Source organism: Mesorhizobium vachelliae, assembly GCF_033977325.1.
Taxonomy (GTDB): Bacteria; Pseudomonadota; Alphaproteobacteria; order Rhizobiales; family Rhizobiaceae; genus Mesorhizobium; species Mesorhizobium vachelliae.
The window spans coordinates 15687-29598 of sequence record NZ_JAVIIR010000006.1 but is presented as its reverse complement, the minus strand read 5'-3'; the positions used below and the strand labels follow the sequence as shown (position 1 = coordinate 29598).

Annotated in this window: 16 protein-coding genes; 3 read left to right on the top strand and 13 right to left on the bottom strand. The window is 62.4% G+C overall.

Going from position 1 to position 13912, the window contains the following annotated elements; genetic code table 11:
• Nucleotide 1 precedes the first annotated feature (1 nt).
• Nucleotides 2–850, top strand: a complete 849-nt coding sequence (locus RFM41_RS14385) for an SMP-30/gluconolactonase/LRE family protein (RefSeq protein ID WP_320249608.1) — start codon at nt 2–4, stop codon at nt 848–850.
• A gap of 155 nt (nt 851–1005) precedes the next feature.
• Here RFM41_RS14385 and pqqE read toward each other — a convergent pair whose 3' ends face one another.
• The 8 genes from pqqE to RFM41_RS14345 form a co-directional block, all read right to left on the bottom strand.
• Nucleotides 1006–2142, bottom strand: a complete 1137-nt coding sequence (pqqE, locus tag RFM41_RS14380) for a pyrroloquinoline quinone biosynthesis protein PqqE (protein WP_320249605.1) — start codon at nt 2140–2142, stop codon at nt 1006–1008.
• Nucleotides 2139–2435 carry a pyrroloquinoline quinone biosynthesis peptide chaperone PqqD gene (pqqD, locus tag RFM41_RS14375; RefSeq protein WP_320249602.1) on the bottom strand — a complete coding sequence of 99 codons (297 nt, stop codon included), beginning with the start codon at nt 2433–2435 and terminating at the stop codon, nt 2139–2141. The genes pqqE and pqqD overlap by 4 nt, the downstream gene beginning before the upstream one ends.
• Nucleotides 2432–3190 carry a pyrroloquinoline-quinone synthase PqqC gene (gene pqqC, locus RFM41_RS14370; RefSeq protein WP_320249593.1) on the bottom strand — a complete coding sequence of 253 codons (759 nt, stop codon included), beginning with the start codon at nt 3188–3190 and terminating at the stop codon, nt 2432–2434. Before pqqC ends, pqqD begins: the two co-directional genes overlap by 4 nt.
• Complete coding sequence (gene pqqB, locus RFM41_RS14365; protein WP_320249590.1) at nt 3187–4125, bottom strand: pyrroloquinoline quinone biosynthesis protein PqqB; 939 nt, start codon at nt 4123–4125, stop codon at nt 3187–3189. The genes pqqC and pqqB overlap by 4 nt, the downstream gene beginning before the upstream one ends.
• Nucleotides 4126–4251: 126 nt before the next feature.
• Complete coding sequence (locus RFM41_RS34400; RefSeq protein WP_116390075.1) at nt 4252–4347, bottom strand: hypothetical protein; 96 nt, start codon at nt 4345–4347, stop codon at nt 4252–4254.
• A 184-nt stretch (nt 4348–4531) separates the two neighbouring features.
• On the bottom strand, nt 4532–5434 hold the full coding sequence (locus RFM41_RS14355; RefSeq protein WP_320249584.1) for a substrate-binding domain-containing protein: 903 nt from the start codon (nt 5432–5434) through the stop codon (nt 4532–4534).
• Complete coding sequence (locus tag RFM41_RS14350; RefSeq protein WP_320249580.1) at nt 5406–5930, bottom strand: c-type cytochrome, methanol metabolism-related; 525 nt, start codon at nt 5928–5930, stop codon at nt 5406–5408. Before RFM41_RS14350 ends, RFM41_RS14355 begins: the two co-directional genes overlap by 29 nt.
• Nucleotides 5931–6085: 155 nt before the next feature.
• Nucleotides 6086–8005 carry a methanol/ethanol family PQQ-dependent dehydrogenase gene (locus RFM41_RS14345; protein ID WP_320249577.1) on the bottom strand — a complete coding sequence of 640 codons (1920 nt, stop codon included), beginning with the start codon at nt 8003–8005 and terminating at the stop codon, nt 6086–6088.
• A gap of 696 nt (nt 8006–8701) precedes the next feature.
• Here RFM41_RS14345 and RFM41_RS14340 point away from each other — a divergent pair.
• Nucleotides 8702–9055, top strand: coding sequence for a hypothetical protein (locus tag RFM41_RS14340; RefSeq protein ID WP_320249574.1), 354 nt, complete (start codon nt 8702–8704; stop codon nt 9053–9055).
• 52 nt (nt 9056–9107) lie between these two features.
• Here the strand turns inward: RFM41_RS14340 and RFM41_RS14335 are convergent, their stop codons facing one another.
• The 3 genes from RFM41_RS14335 to RFM41_RS14325 form a co-directional block, all read right to left on the bottom strand.
• Nucleotides 9108–9848, bottom strand: a complete 741-nt coding sequence (locus RFM41_RS14335; protein ID WP_320250139.1) for an ABC transporter ATP-binding protein — start codon at nt 9846–9848, stop codon at nt 9108–9110.
• Nucleotides 9817–10563, bottom strand: a complete 747-nt coding sequence (locus RFM41_RS14330) for an ABC transporter permease (RefSeq protein WP_320250137.1) — start codon at nt 10561–10563, stop codon at nt 9817–9819. Before RFM41_RS14330 ends, RFM41_RS14335 begins: the two co-directional genes overlap by 32 nt.
• A 77-nt stretch (nt 10564–10640) precedes the next feature.
• On the bottom strand, nt 10641–11630 hold the full coding sequence (locus tag RFM41_RS14325; protein ID WP_320249572.1) for an ABC transporter substrate-binding protein: 990 nt from the start codon (nt 11628–11630) through the stop codon (nt 10641–10643).
• Between the two features lie 540 nt (nt 11631–12170).
• On the opposite strand from RFM41_RS14325, the gene RFM41_RS14320 reads away from it, so the two are divergent.
• On the top strand, nt 12171–12551 hold the full coding sequence (locus RFM41_RS14320) for a c-type cytochrome (protein WP_320249570.1): 381 nt from the start codon (nt 12171–12173) through the stop codon (nt 12549–12551).
• 95 nt (nt 12552–12646) lie between these two features.
• Here the strand turns inward: RFM41_RS14320 and gph are convergent, their stop codons facing one another.
• Together gph and RFM41_RS14310 are read right to left on the bottom strand one after the other, a co-directional pair.
• Nucleotides 12647–13348, bottom strand: coding sequence for a phosphoglycolate phosphatase (gene gph, locus RFM41_RS14315; protein ID WP_320249568.1), 702 nt, complete (start codon nt 13346–13348; stop codon nt 12647–12649).
• Nucleotides 13345–13902, bottom strand: coding sequence for a thioredoxin family protein (locus RFM41_RS14310; protein WP_320249565.1), 558 nt, complete (start codon nt 13900–13902; stop codon nt 13345–13347). The genes gph and RFM41_RS14310 overlap by 4 nt, the downstream gene beginning before the upstream one ends.
• Between the last annotated feature and the right edge of the window lie 10 nt (nt 13903–13912).

Genomic DNA, 13912 nt, shown 5'->3' with positions numbered 1-13912 from the left:
CATGGCAAAGCCGTTGCTCGACATGTCCGCCGCCCGCGTCTTCTTCGACGGCATCTTCACCAATCCGCGCGTCGCGCATCCGGAGGGCGTGGCTGTCCACCGCGACGGATCGATCTGGTGCGGCACCGAAACGGGCGATCTCCTGCGGCTCGCCGCAGACGGCGGTTCGGTCGAGTGCATGGGTGGCACCGATGGTTTTCTGCTCGGCATCGCCTTCGACAGCGCCGGCAATTGTTTTGCCTGCGATCTGAAGCATGCCGCGATCTTTCGCCGGGACGCCGCGACAGGCCACATGGAGCGCTTCGCTTCATCCGGCATCCGCGTGCCCAACTATCCGGTCATCGACGAGGCGAGAGGCTGGCTCTACGTGTCGGACAGCGTCGGAGAGGACAAACGCTCGGGCATCTTCCGCTACGATCTCAGAACGGGCGAGGGCGGCCTGTGGTGCCGGGACGCGATGTCCTTCGCCAACGGCATGGCCATGGCGCCGGACGGCAGCGGGCTCTATGTGGTTGAGAGCGATGCGCCCTGCATCAGCTATGTGCCGATCCTCGCCGATGGTGCGGCAGGGGCCCGGCAGGTCGTCGTCGAAGATGTGCGCAATGTTCCCGACGGGCTCGCCTTCGCGCCCGACGGCTCGCTGCTCATCTCATGCTACGAGCCAAGCCGGATCTATCGCTGGCGAAAGGACCGAGGTCTCGAGGTGCTGATCGAGGATCCGGCGGCGACGACGCTGGCGCATCCCACCAACATCGCCTTCAAAGGGGACAAGCTCTACACCGCGAACCTCGGCCGCTGGCACATTACCGAGATCGATCTGGCAACGATTCCGGGTTTGAGCGGCGCCTAGGGCGTTTCACCGTTTCGCGGAAACGGCGAAACGCCCTATCTCTTTGTTTTTGCGCAATTCCGGACGGAAGACCGCTCACACTTTTCCTGGAATTGCTCTAACCGGCGAAAGACACAATCGCGCCGGCGCGAAGGGCGAGGATATCCTTCGGGCCGTTATCGGTCGGCAGGCTCAAGCGCAAGTCGGGCCGTGGCGCCTGTCCGCCGATAAATGAAGCTTTCATTTCCCTCCGGCGCTGCCTCTGCCTGCGCCGCGTCGGTCAGCATCGCCATTCGGGCGTGGATCGGCGACTTGACGCAGGCCGGATCCGTCGCCGAGGCATCGCCGGCAATCGCCATCGCCTGGCACCGGCAACCGCCCCAATCGACCTCGCGGCGCTCGCAGCTCCGGCACGGCTCCTGCATCCAGTCGGTGCCGCGGAAGGCGTTGAATGCCTCTGAGTCGGTCCAGATTTCAGCCAGCCTGCGTTCTCCGAAGCGCTCGAAGCGGAGCGAAGGAATCGTCTGGGCGGCATGGCACGGCAACACGGTGCCGTCAGGAGCCACCATGAAGGCGTCACGCGCCCAGCCGCCCATGCATGGCTTGGGATAGATGGCGAAATAATCCGGCGTGACGAAATCGATGGTCATGATGCCGGCAAGCCTTTCGCGCGCCGCCGCGACGATGTCCGCCTGCCGGTTGACCGCCGCCAGGTCGGGCATCAGCCTGTCGCGGTTGGCCAGCGCCCAACCGGCATATTGGACGTTCGCGATCTCAAGCCGCTCCGCGCCCAAGGAGAGGGCGAGATCGATGAATTCGGGCACTTCCTCGATGTTATGCCGATGGACCGGCGCGTTGATGGTGAGGGGCAGCCCGGCCGCGCGGGCGCGGTGCGCCGTCTCCAGCTTCTTCTCGTGGCTGCCCTGGTGGTTGCCGATACGGTCGGTGGTCACCGGGCGGGCGCCCTGGAAGCTCAGTTGCAGGTGGTCGAGGCCGGCTTCGGCAAAGGCCTCGATGCGGCCTTCGGCAATGCCGACGCCGGCGGTGATGAGGTTGGTGTAGACGCCGCGCGCCGAAAGCCCGGCGATCAATTGCTCGAGGTCGCGGCGGAGTGTCGGTTCACCGCCGGAAAGATGCACCTGCAGGACACCGAGATCGGCAGCCTGCGAGAAGAGATCGAGCCAGGTCTGCGTGTCCAATTCGCGGTTGGCCTTCAGCAGCACAAGCGGGTTGGAGCAATAAGGGCACTGCAGCGGGCAGCGATGCGTCAGTTCCGCCAGCATGCCGATCGGGGGCAGGAGAGGGGCGCTCATAGCTTCACCAAAAGCTTGTCCGACCATTCCTGCAGGAAGGCGACTACGTCGGTCGCCACGTCCTGCGGATCCGCGTCATAATCGGCCGCAAGACCGGCGATGATGCGCTCGACGCTGGCCTGCCCATCGCAGCGGCGCAGTATGTCGAGACTGATCTCGTTCGGCCAGAAGACCTTCTCCGGCGAAAGCACGGCGAAGGCCTGCCGCACGGGATCGTACTGGATGCGCACATGCTTCGGCAGCGACGGCGCCGACCGCAACGACACGATGGCTCTTTCGCGCAGCGCCGTCATGACGCCGCCTCCGGGCGGAAGGCGCCGGGCGGTATGTTTCCCGGCGCGCCATAGGCATGCTGGAGCGCATCGAGCATGGCCCATAGTATATCGCATTTGAACACCAGCGCATCGATCGCCTGCTGCTGGCGCTCGGGTGTGTCGGCATGGGCGAGCACATAGGCGAGGGCGAAGTCGGCGTCGCGCGACGCCTGTTCGGGTCGCCGGCTGAAATAGGCCAGCGTGTCCTCGGTGATGTAGTCGTATTTCGCCAGCATCGCCGGTACCCGCTCGCCGATGATAAGCGGCGAGAACATTTCCGTCAGCGACGACGCGACCGCCTCGATCAGTGTACGGTTCGTGCAGAAGGACAGGTAGGCGCCGACGGCGAAACGGGTCGCCGGCAGCGCCAGCCTTTCGCTCTTCACCGCTTCGGCATCAAGCCCGAGCGAGGTCGCCAGATGCAGCCAGCGCGCGATGCCGCCGCTCCAGCCGTCCTCGCCGTCATGGTCCTCGATACGCTTGCGCCAGGCGGCTCGGAACGCCGGATCTTCGGCATGTGCCAGGATCATGGCGTCCTTGCGCGGAATAACGGCCTGGTAGCAATAACGGTTCAGCGCCCAGGCCTGCATTTCGGCCTTCGACAGCGCGCCGCCGGTCATTCTGTGATGGAAAGGATGGCGGTTGTGGTAGCGCTCGTCACCGACCTGCCGCAGCACGGCCTCGAGCCCGCTCTTCGACAGTCCGCCTCGGGCCGCGTCGTGGAAATCGCTCAAAATTCCATCTCCATGCCATCGCTGGCAACTTCCCAGCCAGCCGCCTTGACCGCCGCGTGTTCGGCGGAATTCTCGTCCAGAACCGGATTGGTGTTGTTGATATGGATGAAGATACGGCGAGCGATCTTCACATCGGCCAGGCCGGCGATCGACCCCGCTTCTCCGGACATTGCGATGTGCCCCATGCGCACGCCGGTTTTCTGGCCGACGCCGGCAATGATCATCTCATCGTCGGTATAGACGGTGCCGTCGAACAGAAGGCAGGCGGCATCCGCCAGGCGCGCGCGCAGCGCGGTATCGACGCGCGCGCAGCCCGGAACGTAGAAAACGGCGCCACGACCGTCGGTCCCGCTGATACGGACGCCGATCGTGTCGCCCGTGTCGGAGCTGAAATCGGCGCTGGAATCGTCTCTTTGCTCAAGATAGAGCGCGACCTTGCCTGGCACAGGAAAGCTGACGACGACCACGCCGGTCGGGCGGCCGTCCGCGCCGCAGATCGCCGTTTCCTCCGTCGGCGCCAGCAGGCGCCGGGGCACGATCGCCGGATCGAGAACATTGAAGATCGAATTGGCCTCCAGCGTCGCCAGCACCTGCGCCGTCGCATAGATCGCGAAAGGCTGTCGCTCACGCAGGCTCAGCAGGCCGGCGACATGATCCACGTCGGCATTGGTCAGCACCACAGCGCGGATCGGCGTAGAGCGCAGCGGCGCGTCCGCCGCGGGCTGCAGCTCCGGCGCTTGCGCAATCTGCTGGCGGATGTCGGGCGATGCGTTAAAGAGAACCCAACCTGTCCCGTCCGCCGATACGGCGATGGATGATTGGGTACGCGAATGCACGCCGGGCATACCGGCGCGGGCCGCGCGGCTCAGGCGGTAATTGCAGTTCCATTGCGGAAAGCCGCCTCCCGCCGCCGATCCGATGATCTTCATGCGCATAGCAAATGCCCGCCCCGCGGCCGGCTTTTCGGCGGCAGACAGATTCGTATCGGTGTTTCCCGCTGCAAAGCCCTCACATGCGGCGGGGTGCATGCCCCTGCTGCCAGGGACATGCACCCTTGCGGCCTACTTCCTGGGAGGAATTTCAGCAGGCAGATACCGCGAAATTTCGAAGCCCGCAGCAACCTGGCACATGGTCGGTTTCTTCCAGCTTTTCTTCATCGCATTCTCCTCTTCTGCCAACCCGAAGGGGGCTGGTCATCTCGTTGGTGCCATTGCGGGCGGGTGCAATGGCTCGTCCATCACTTCACAAATGGACAAATGAAACACCGGGTTTTCAAACAACTAAAAGAAACTATCCGCATCAAAAATCGGTTCCTTCCTCCATCGCCTCTCGTTTTCGCGCTCACCCCGGCGTCGCCGTGATTGGGTTGTCATGCTCGTCGATCAGCGGCACGCTGTAGTCGAGCAGGAGCTTGTTGATCTCCGCCTGGTTCTCACGGATCACCTTGTTGAGCGTGCGCTTCCATTCCTGGTCGGATGGACGCACTCCCATGGTGATGCGGTAGGACATGCGCGAACCGGTCTTTTCCTTGACCAGCGGAACGATCGTGACATTCGCGTTGAGCTGCTTGGCGTAATAGCCTGCCATAGGTCCCCACAGGATCGCCGCGTCGATCTTGCCGGCAAGCATGTCCTTGAGCACGACTTCTCCCATCGACGGGGTGACGCGCGTGTCGACGGCAAGCGGATAGATCTTCGCCGTCCGCAAGAGCTTGTTGGCGGCCATGTTGGCGGTTGGCGGCGTGCGCTCGACGACGCCGATCCGCTTGCCGGTGAGTTTCGGATCCTCGATCGTCTCCACACCCTCGAGGTCGTCGCCCTTCGGGTGCACAAGCACGTAGGACGAGCGATAATAGGCATTGGTGTTCTGCACCAGCTCGTCGCCCTGGGCATAGCCCATGATGATGTCGCATCGGTTGGCGGCAAGCGTGTTGCGCACGAAGCCCATGACCGTCGGAAACCATGTGTAGGCGACCGATTTCCGGCCCGTCTTCCTGGCGACCAGCTCGGCCAGCTTGTTTTCGAATCCCTGGCCGTTCTGGTCGGTGAAGGGCATGTTCGAAGGATCGGCGCAGACCCGCAGGATGTCGGGATCGACCAGCTCTCCCGCGGCGCCGAGGCCGGCGCCCTGCGCCCAGGCTGCCGACGGCAGCAAGGCGAGCGCGCCGAGCAGGGGCAGAATGAAACGTGGCTTCGATGCAACCCGGCCGGTCACGTCATCCCCCCATGCAGGATTTTTCGGCATCCTTGGCCGCCTGGGGTTTATCTTCGTGCTTGGGTGGCCTCCCGCGCGGCGCGGCGCCGTCGGCGCGGGCACGCAGATAGACGTAGAGGTCATCCAGGTAGCAGTAGACGTTCTTGTTGTCGCCAAAGGCAGGCATGACATTCTCCTTGCCGTTGGCGGTGTTCTTGCGGCCCTGTGCGACGATCGAGAGGAAGGTCGGGTAGTCGATTGTTTTAAGGCTGTTCGCCAGGGCCGGGGCATAGGTCGAACCCATCCCGTCCTGTCCGTGGCAGACATGGCAGTCCGAGTGATAGCGGCGATAGCCGCTGAATGTGTACCAATCCACGGTTCCGTTCTCGATCTTGTAGGTTGGATTTCCATCCGCATCCAAATATTTGCCACCCTCGTCCTTCACCGCCTTGGCTTTGTCAGCACTGTCCTCGGCTTGCGCCGAAGTCAGGCTAGCCAAGGGCAGAATGGCCAGGGCGAGAATGGAAATTGCGATGCGGATGGACATTCAGACGCTTCCTTGTTTTGCCAAAGGACGAAGGGGTGCCGTTGCGAAGCGGCGTCGACCGGTGTTCGGGGGTGCTTCAGATCGAGAGCCCGGCTGTTGCCTGGGGATGTCCGGGCTCTCGATCTTTCAGCCTTCGGTCTTAAGGTTTCCGGAGATCAATCCGGAAGACCGAAGATGGTGAGCTGGCCGCCCAGCGTCGTATAGTCGGCGAGTGCTGCGTAGCCACCGACCGCTCCGAGACCGGCGGTTCCAACGACCGCGGCCTGATCGCCTTGCGCGCGGCCCTGGTCGACGGCGCCGTGCCAGGCAGCGGCGTTGTCGGGTGACAGCAGTCCGCCGGCGAGGCCGATACCTGCCCATCCGCCGACACCGGACAGAACGGCGATGTACTGCTTGCCGTTGTGCTCGAAGGGCGTGACGTTGCCGATGATGCCGGACGGGGTCTTGAACTTGTAGAGTTCCTTGCCGTGCTCATCGACTGCCTTGATGTAGCCTTCGAGCGTCCCGTAGAAGATGACGTCGCCGGCGGTCGCCAATGCGCCCGACCACACCGAGAACTGTTCGGGCTTCGACCAGACGATCTCACCCTTGGCGGCATCCCAGGCAATGAAGTTGCCCATGTTGCCGTCGCCGCCGGGCGCGGGATACATCGACACGGTGGCGCCCACATAAGGCTGGCCGGCCGTGTAGCTCACCTTATACGGCTCATAGTCCATGCAGACATGGTTGGTCGGCACGTAGAACAGGCCGGTCTTCGGCGAGTAGGCGGCCGGCTGCTGGTCCTTGGTTCCGAGCGCCGCGGGGCAGATACCCGACGAGTTGGTGTCCTCGCCATTTTGCTGCGTCGAATATTTCGCCACGACCTGCGGACGGCCGTATTCCTTGCTGTTGGGGTCCATATTGACTTCGGTCGCCCAATTCACCGCAGGGTCATACTTCTTGGCGACGAGCAGTTCGCCGGTGGCGCGATCCATGGTGTAAGCGAAGCCGTTACGGTCGAAATGCACCAGCACGTCGTGCTTCTTGCCTTTGACCTCCATGCCGTCGACGAGGATCATCTCGTTGATGCCGTCATAGTCCCATTCATCATGCGGGGTCATCTGGTAGACCCATTTGGCCTTACCGGTATCGGCATCTCGGGCGAAGATGGTCATCGACCAGCGATTGTCTCCGGGGCGCTGGACGGGGTTCCAGGTCGAGGGATTGCCGGTGCCGTAGTAGATGAGGTTCAGCTTGGGATCATAGGAATACCATCCCCATGTCGTGCCGCCTCCCGTCTTCCACTGCTCGCCTTCCCAGGTGTTCGTGCCGGAGTCCTTGCCCACCGGCTTGCCGAGCTGCGTGGTCTTCTCGGGATCGAGCAGGGTGTCCGCGTCCGGACCTTCCGAATAGGCCTTCCAGGCGAGCTTGCCGTCCTTCAGATCGTAGGCGGCCAGCCAGCCGCGGACGCCGAACTCCGCGCCCGAGACGCCGACGAGGACCTTGTCCTTGACGACAACCGGCGCGGACGTGCCGGATTCGCCTTTACCGCCGTCGATGTTTTCGCCGTTCTTGACCGACCAAGCGACCTTGCCGGTCTTGGCATCGAGCGCGACGACGGTGGTGTCGGCCTGGTTGAGAATGACCAGCGCCGGGCGGTCACCATCGGCAGGCGCATAGGCAACGCCACGATTGACCGTGTCGCAGCACATGATCGGAATGACGTTCGTGTCCTGCTTGGGCTCGTACTTCCAGAGGATCTTTCCGTCCTTGTTGAGATCCAAAGCATAAACGGTGTTCGGGAACGGCGTGTGAACATACATCACATCGCCGATGATCAGCGGCCCGCCCTCATGGCCGCGCAGCACCCCGGTCGAGAAGGTCCACTTGACCTGCAGGTTCTTCACGTTGTCCTTGGTGATCTGCTTGAGCGTGGAATAACGGGTGTTGGCGTAATCACCCGTCTGCATCACCCAATCTTTCGGGTTTTTAGCCATTTTCGCGAGTTCTTCGTTGGCTGACGCTGTATAGAGCGCGCCTAACGACAGTAGCGCAGTGGTTGTTGCGATGTAGGTAGCTTGCGTAAGTGCGCGCATCAAATTCCTCCCGAGTTGACAACAAGAAACCGGTACACAAGCTCGCAAGAGCTTGCTCAAGTGATTCATCGTGGGAAGTATTTCCGGCAGCTGTCACGACCTAAGCTGCAAATAGCAGAGGAACGTTTCTGTCCTCCACCAAATCAGCCTAGCCTGCACCCGCCCGGTTGGCCTACGAAAGACTACCGCCGCTCCCTAATTACAGCGAAGTCCTTGAAGCCGGAAACAGGGTAAGGCTATGTCATTGCAAAATGTCAGGCAAGGAAAAACCCCCGCTGAAATTGTGCGGTGCAACATAAATTTAATGCACTGCAATACAAAATCATGATATAAAATAATTTCGAGATTTCGTGCCGTCGTTGAGTGTAATATTGAGAGATTGTATATATAAAATCTTATAGATGTGTATTGTGAGGCGGATTGATATCGGGTTGTATTTTTAGATATTCTTTAAAATTTCTGCAATTGACACTCTTGGTTCCCCGTATTGATGCGGTCATGAAACAGTACTCGCGAAGATGGGCGCTGGGGCGAGCCGTGAAGCCGCCTTGGAGCGCTGCTGTCGGCGGCCAACGCATTCCTCCTTTGGTCCTATACCGGGGCGGTGGGAACTTGACCGGGATGGCCACATGCCGCCAACTGGGATCGATCGTGCTGCCCCGCTGCGGCACGCGCGGGCAATAGGAGGAATTTCTCATGGTCAGATATGCTGGATTTTCGATCCTGACGCTCCTCTTTTCGTCGGCAACGGTCGTTGCAAACCCTGCCGGCGCCGCAGGAGACTATCCGACGGCGACGGTCGTCGACTATGTGCTCGGCTGCATGCGGACGAACGGCCAGACGCGCCAGGCGCTGGAGAGTTGTTCATGCTCGATCGATGTCATCGCCTCGATCCTGCCCTACGACCATTATGAGAGGGCCGAGACCTTCAAGAGCATGTCCCTGACGACAGGGGAGAATGCAGGTCTGTTCCGCGAAAGCGCGCCGGCGAAAGCCGCGCGCACGGAGTTGAAGCAAGCGCAGGCGGAAGCCGACGTGCGTTGCTTCTGAAGCAGGAAAGCCGGCAGCGGTCTTCCGTCCGCAATTGCATGGATCAGGATGATCAGGCCACGCCTGGAAATTTCTGATGGAACGATCGCAAAAGGTCGTTCGTCGCCTCCGGGCTGCGGTGTCGCCTTGGCAATCCTATGTCGAAGACGCCGAGCACATGCGAGGGCCGCGGCGCAAGCACGATGATGCGATCCGACAGCGCCAGGGCCTCGGTCAGGTTGTGTGTCACCATCAGGGCGGTCGTAGGCCGGGCCGACCAGACGTCAAGAAGCAGGCGCCGGAGCTGCCCGGCGGTCCGTCCGTCGAGCGAGACGAAGGGCTCGTCAAGGAACAGCACCGCCGGCTCGATCGCGAAGGCCCGCGCAAGGGCTACCCTTCTGGCAAGACCGAGCGAGAGCTCGGCCGGATAGAGCGAGCGCATGCCGCTGAGACCGAGCGTGTCAAACAGCGCGTCGAGATTTTTCATGCGTAGGTCTTTCGGCAGCGCCAGCCTGACGTTCTGCTCCACTGTACGCCAGGGCAGCAAGGTGGGTTCCTGGAATACGGCGGCTATGCGGTTCGAGCCGCCTTCAGGCAACTGGAAAGAACCGGAGAACTGCCTGTCTAGCCCAAGCAGGATGCGCAGCGTCGTGGTCTTGCCGCAGCCCGATGGCCCGAGCAGGCAGACGAATTCGCCTTGCCGGACCTCGAAGGAAAGGTTTTTGAGCGCCGTGACCGAGACGCCCTGCGCGGACCTGAAGGTCTTCTCGGCAATGTCGACCCTAAGCGGGGCGACGGCGCCAACGGGTTGCATGTCGTTCAACGGGCTGCACCAGAAGAAGTTCGATCACGAGCATCACCGCCACGAATGCCAGCGTGTAGGCAAGAATGGCGGCGACGTCGAAAAGCTGGAAATAGAGATGGATCTGGAAGCCCACGCCATTGGAGCGGCCGAGCAGTTCGACCACCAGAACGATTTTCCAGATGAGAGCGATACCGGAGCGCGAGGCCGCCGCCAGATAGGGCTGCAGTTGCGGCAGCAGGATGTGGCGAAGGCGCTCGAGCGGACCGAAGCGATAGACAGCCGCCATTTCGGCGTAGCTCGGGTCCAGTGCCCTGGCGCCCTCGCGCATCGTCACCACGACATTCGGGATCTTGTTCACGGCCACCGCGCCTATCGCCGCCACCTCGTTGAGGCCGAACCAGATGTAAGCCAGCACGATGATGACCAGCGCGGGAATATTGAGGAACAGGATGACCCAGGGGTTGAAGAACCGGTCCGCGCGACGGTAGCTGCCGAGGAGGATGCCGATCACCGATCCGACGATCATCGCGACGATATAGGCGGCGGCGACCCGGCCGAGGGTCGCGCCGAGGTGGTAGAAAAGGTCGCCGCTCGCCGCCTCTCTCAGCAACACCTGCCAGACCCGTCCCGGTCCCGGAAAGGCGCGGCTCGGCCATGCATTCGCAGCCAGGCTCCACAGCAGGCCGAGCCCGAGCAGGGAGATCGTCACCGTCAGCGTGGGCATCAGTGCCGCCGCGGGGGCGGAATGCCTGGAAATGCCGGCCGTTTCACCAAGCGTGTGCTCGCTGCCATCTCCCACGGTCATTGCGGTGGCTCCAGCCAGAATGTGCCGGGCGCCATCTCCGGCGCGCTGCCGACCAGCTTCTCACCGCCGATCCCGGCCAGCACCCGATAGAGCTTGCCGGCATCGGCCGCCTCCTCGGCGACCGGCCGCCTGGGGATGCCCTCGCGGTAGCGGTCGCGCAGCTTTGCCAGCTCCGGCCCTTCCGCGCGGATGATCGGCGCGAGGCGCAGCCACTCTTCGTCGGACCTTGCCAGCAGATCCTTGGCCTGCGCGGAAGCCTTGAGGAAGCCGCGGGCGGCTTGCGGGTTCTCGTTCGCCCATTTGTCGTGGAATACATAGCCAAGCGCGGATACCGGCCCCGAGGCTCCGAGCGCTGTCTGCGCGTCGTCGGCGCCGATCAGCCGGCGAAAGCCGCCGGCTTCGAGCCGGGCGCAGAAATGCCAGAAGTTGAGCGCCGCATCGAGCTCGCCCTGGATGGCTTTTTGCGAAATCAGCGGCGGCGCGCCAAAGACGACATCGCTCACCGACGGCAGGTCGAGGCCGTGATCGCGCCTGGCCAGCGCCTGTATCAGCAGCCAGCTCTTGTCGAGCGCTCCGCCGGCGACGCCGAGCTTCTTTCCCTTGAGGTCGGCGATCGTGCGGATCGGCGACGCGTCTTTCACCATGATCGCTCCGACGGCCGTCGAATAAGGGGCAAATGTGACATCGCCGCCATCCGAGCGCTGGCGCGACACCCACAGCCAATCGGTGACGATCATGTCGATCGCGCCCGCCAGCATCGCCACATTGGTCGCATCCTCCCCGGCGAAATAGATGACGTCCAGCTCGATCCCGTTAGCCGCGTCGAATCCGTGATGCTTCAGCGTGTCAAGCTCCCAGCTCACCGTGCCGAACTTCAGCACGCCGATGCGAAGCTTGGACGCGGCGGAAGCAGCAATAGGGTGTGCGCCGAGAATCGTCGCCGTTCCAAGGGCCGCCAAACGGAGCGCTTCCCGCCGCGAAATCATGACGCGTCCTCCCGGGGCTGCAACAAACCAAGGGCGCCGGTCAGATCGCCCGGTCCTTCGTTGGGAAAGCGCATTTCCAGCGCCTGACCTTCAAGGCCGGATGTTCCTGCGACCATTTCGCGATTTCGCTTGGCGCCAGCATCATGCATTGGAACAGGGAGCCGCGGCTTTCAAAATAGAGATGCTCGTCTCGGCAATCGCCGGGATTGGCACTCAGGCAAACCGTCAAGATGAGGTCGACCATATTCATTCAGCACCTCTCGCGCGCGAAGATGCCCGCTCCGGCGAAATGCCGCCGACCCCGTTGCCTGGGCCATTCTCAGCCTGGATGAAGCCAGCCTGGCCGACGTCCCGAGGTGCCCTTGGAAATCCAGAACGATCCGAAGCTACGCGCTAGTCCCAAAACCGTCAACAAAGGCGAAAGTACAGGATGGGCATCTGTCGATGCCGGAGTCTGGACCTTCGTATGATTGACTTCCGCCGTCCTCCGGTTAGCTTTTTTTCAGGCACCGGGCATTTGACGATCAATGAGGAATTGCCATGCGCGCTATCGCGTTTTTCGCCGTCACATTCCTGGTTACTTTCATCACGGACCAATCCTACGCGCAGGATGCGGCGGCAGGTGAGAAAGTCTTCACCAAATGCAAGGTCTGCCACGTCGCGGACAAGGACCAGAACAAGGTCGGTCCGTCGTTGAATGGCGTCATTGGCCGCACGGCCGGCACACATCCTGGTTTCAGCTATTCCCAGGCGATGGTCGCGGCTGGAAAGTCCGGCGTCAAATGGGACGAACCGACGCTGACGACCTATCTCCATGATCCGAAGGCCATGGTGAAAGGCACAAAGATGGCATTTGCCGGCCTCAAGGACGACAAGGACGTGGCTAACGTCATCGCCTATCTCAAGCAGTTCTCGAAGTAGGGCAGTTCTCAAAATAGGCAATTCTCGAAGTAACGGGTTCGCAGGCCGTTCGCTTTTCGATCGGCCGGCGAAGCCTCCGCAATCGACGCCACCTGTCAGGCAGCGGCTTGCAGCCTCTGCATCGCGGAAGGCAGATCGAGCAGGCTGTCGCAGACGAGGTCCGCGCCAAGCTCTTCGACGGGGACCTGAGTGTAGCCGCCGCGCAGCAGAGCGACCAGCATGCCGGCCGCGCGCGCGGCGCCGACGTCGCTGATGCTGTCTCCAACCATCAGCGCCTGGTGCGGTTCGACCTGAAGCTGGTCGAGCGCCAAAAGCAGAGCGTCGGGCGCCGGTTTCAGCTTCGTCACCGCGTCTCCGCCGACGATCGCGCCGAGATATTCCGTCAAGTGGAAGTGCAGCAGGATTTCGCGGGTCGCCAATTGCGGCTTGTTGGTGACGACGCCCATGGCCGTTCCGTTCAGGTGAAAGTGGGTGAGGACCTGCCTGACGCCAGGCATCAGCCGCGTCAGGCCGGTCAGATGCCTGCGGTAGATCGGCGCCATGTCGCGGTTGGCCTCCTCGAGGGCGCCGCCCCGAAGCGGCGACCCTGAAGCTGCGAAGGCCCGCTCGACCAATTTCATGACACCGCCGCCGATCATCGCCCTGACCTGGTCCACCTTGAGCGGCGGCAGATCGCGGCCGGCCAGCAGCTCGTTCACGGCCGCCGCGATATCGGGCGCCGAATCGATCAGCGTGCCGTCGAGATCGAACAGGATCGCTCTCGGCGACCGAAACCGCTTGCTTGCGCCGACGTTCATATGGCCTCCTTCCATTTGATCGAGCAGCCAATCGAAGCGATCTGATCGACCGGTCCGTTGCCGGTTCGGGCAACCTGCTTCATCGCCTCGAACAGATCGCGTCTCAGCCCAGGCAGTCCGGCCTCCCGTCGCGATGCATCGAGCCGGCCGCGATATTGCAGCGTCAACGCGCTGTTGAGGCCGAAGAAATCCGGGGTGCATACAGCGCCATAGGCGCGCGCTACCGCTTGCGAGTCGTCGTGAAGATACGGGAAGGTGAAGGCGTTCGCCCTGGCGAAGAGCTTCATATTGTCGAAGCCATCGTCCGGATAGGCTTCGGCATCGTTGGCGTTGATGGCGACAAAGCCGATCCCCTCGGCCTTGAGGTCGTCGGCGTCGCGCACGATGCGCGAAATCACCGCCTTCACATAGGGGCAGTGATTGCAGATGAAGGCGACGACCAGCCCGTTGGGCCCGGCCTGGCCGAGGATCGAATGCGATCCGCCGTCGATGCCTGGCAAGACGGCGTCGACGCCGTGCCACCCGAAATCGCAGACCGGTGGGATTGCCGCCATGTCATCCTCG

What these genes read in the sequence shown, in the direction of transcription:
- RFM41_RS14310 (WP_320249565.1), bottom strand. Translation starts at nt 13,902, where the DNA reads ATGGCGGCAATCCCACCGGTCTGCGATTTCGGGTGGCACGGCGTCGAC.
- RFM41_RS14335 (WP_320250139.1), bottom strand. Translation starts at nt 9,848, where the DNA reads ATGCAACCCGTTGGCGCCGTCGCCCCGCTTAGGGTCGACATTGCCGAG.
- gph (WP_320249568.1), bottom strand. Translation starts at nt 13,348, where the DNA reads ATGAACGTCGGCGCAAGCAAGCGGTTTCGGTCGCCGAGAGCGATCCTG.
- RFM41_RS14350 (WP_320249580.1), bottom strand. Translation starts at nt 5,930, where the DNA reads ATGTCCATCCGCATCGCAATTTCCATTCTCGCCCTGGCCATTCTGCCC.
- RFM41_RS14345 (WP_320249577.1), bottom strand. Translation starts at nt 8,005, where the DNA reads ATGCGCGCACTTACGCAAGCTACCTACATCGCAACAACCACTGCGCTA.
- RFM41_RS14385 (WP_320249608.1), top strand. Translation starts at nt 2, where the DNA reads ATGGCAAAGCCGTTGCTCGACATGTCCGCCGCCCGCGTCTTCTTCGAC.
- RFM41_RS34400 (WP_116390075.1), bottom strand. Translation starts at nt 4,347, where the DNA reads ATGAAGAAAAGCTGGAAGAAACCGACCATGTGCCAGGTTGCTGCGGGC.
- RFM41_RS14330 (WP_320250137.1), bottom strand. Translation starts at nt 10,563, where the DNA reads ATGCCCACGCTGACGGTGACGATCTCCCTGCTCGGGCTCGGCCTGCTG.
- RFM41_RS14320 (WP_320249570.1), top strand. Translation starts at nt 12,171, where the DNA reads ATGCGCGCTATCGCGTTTTTCGCCGTCACATTCCTGGTTACTTTCATC.
- RFM41_RS14325 (WP_320249572.1), bottom strand. Translation starts at nt 11,630, where the DNA reads ATGATTTCGCGGCGGGAAGCGCTCCGTTTGGCGGCCCTTGGAACGGCG.
- RFM41_RS14355 (WP_320249584.1), bottom strand. Translation starts at nt 5,434, where the DNA reads ATGCCGAAAAATCCTGCATGGGGGGATGACGTGACCGGCCGGGTTGCA.
- pqqE (WP_320249605.1), bottom strand. Translation starts at nt 2,142, where the DNA reads ATGAGCGCCCCTCTCCTGCCCCCGATCGGCATGCTGGCGGAACTGACG.
- pqqD (WP_320249602.1), bottom strand. Translation starts at nt 2,435, where the DNA reads ATGACGGCGCTGCGCGAAAGAGCCATCGTGTCGTTGCGGTCGGCGCCG.
- RFM41_RS14340 (WP_320249574.1), top strand. Translation starts at nt 8,702, where the DNA reads ATGGTCAGATATGCTGGATTTTCGATCCTGACGCTCCTCTTTTCGTCG.
- pqqB (WP_320249590.1), bottom strand. Translation starts at nt 4,125, where the DNA reads ATGCGCATGAAGATCATCGGATCGGCGGCGGGAGGCGGCTTTCCGCAA.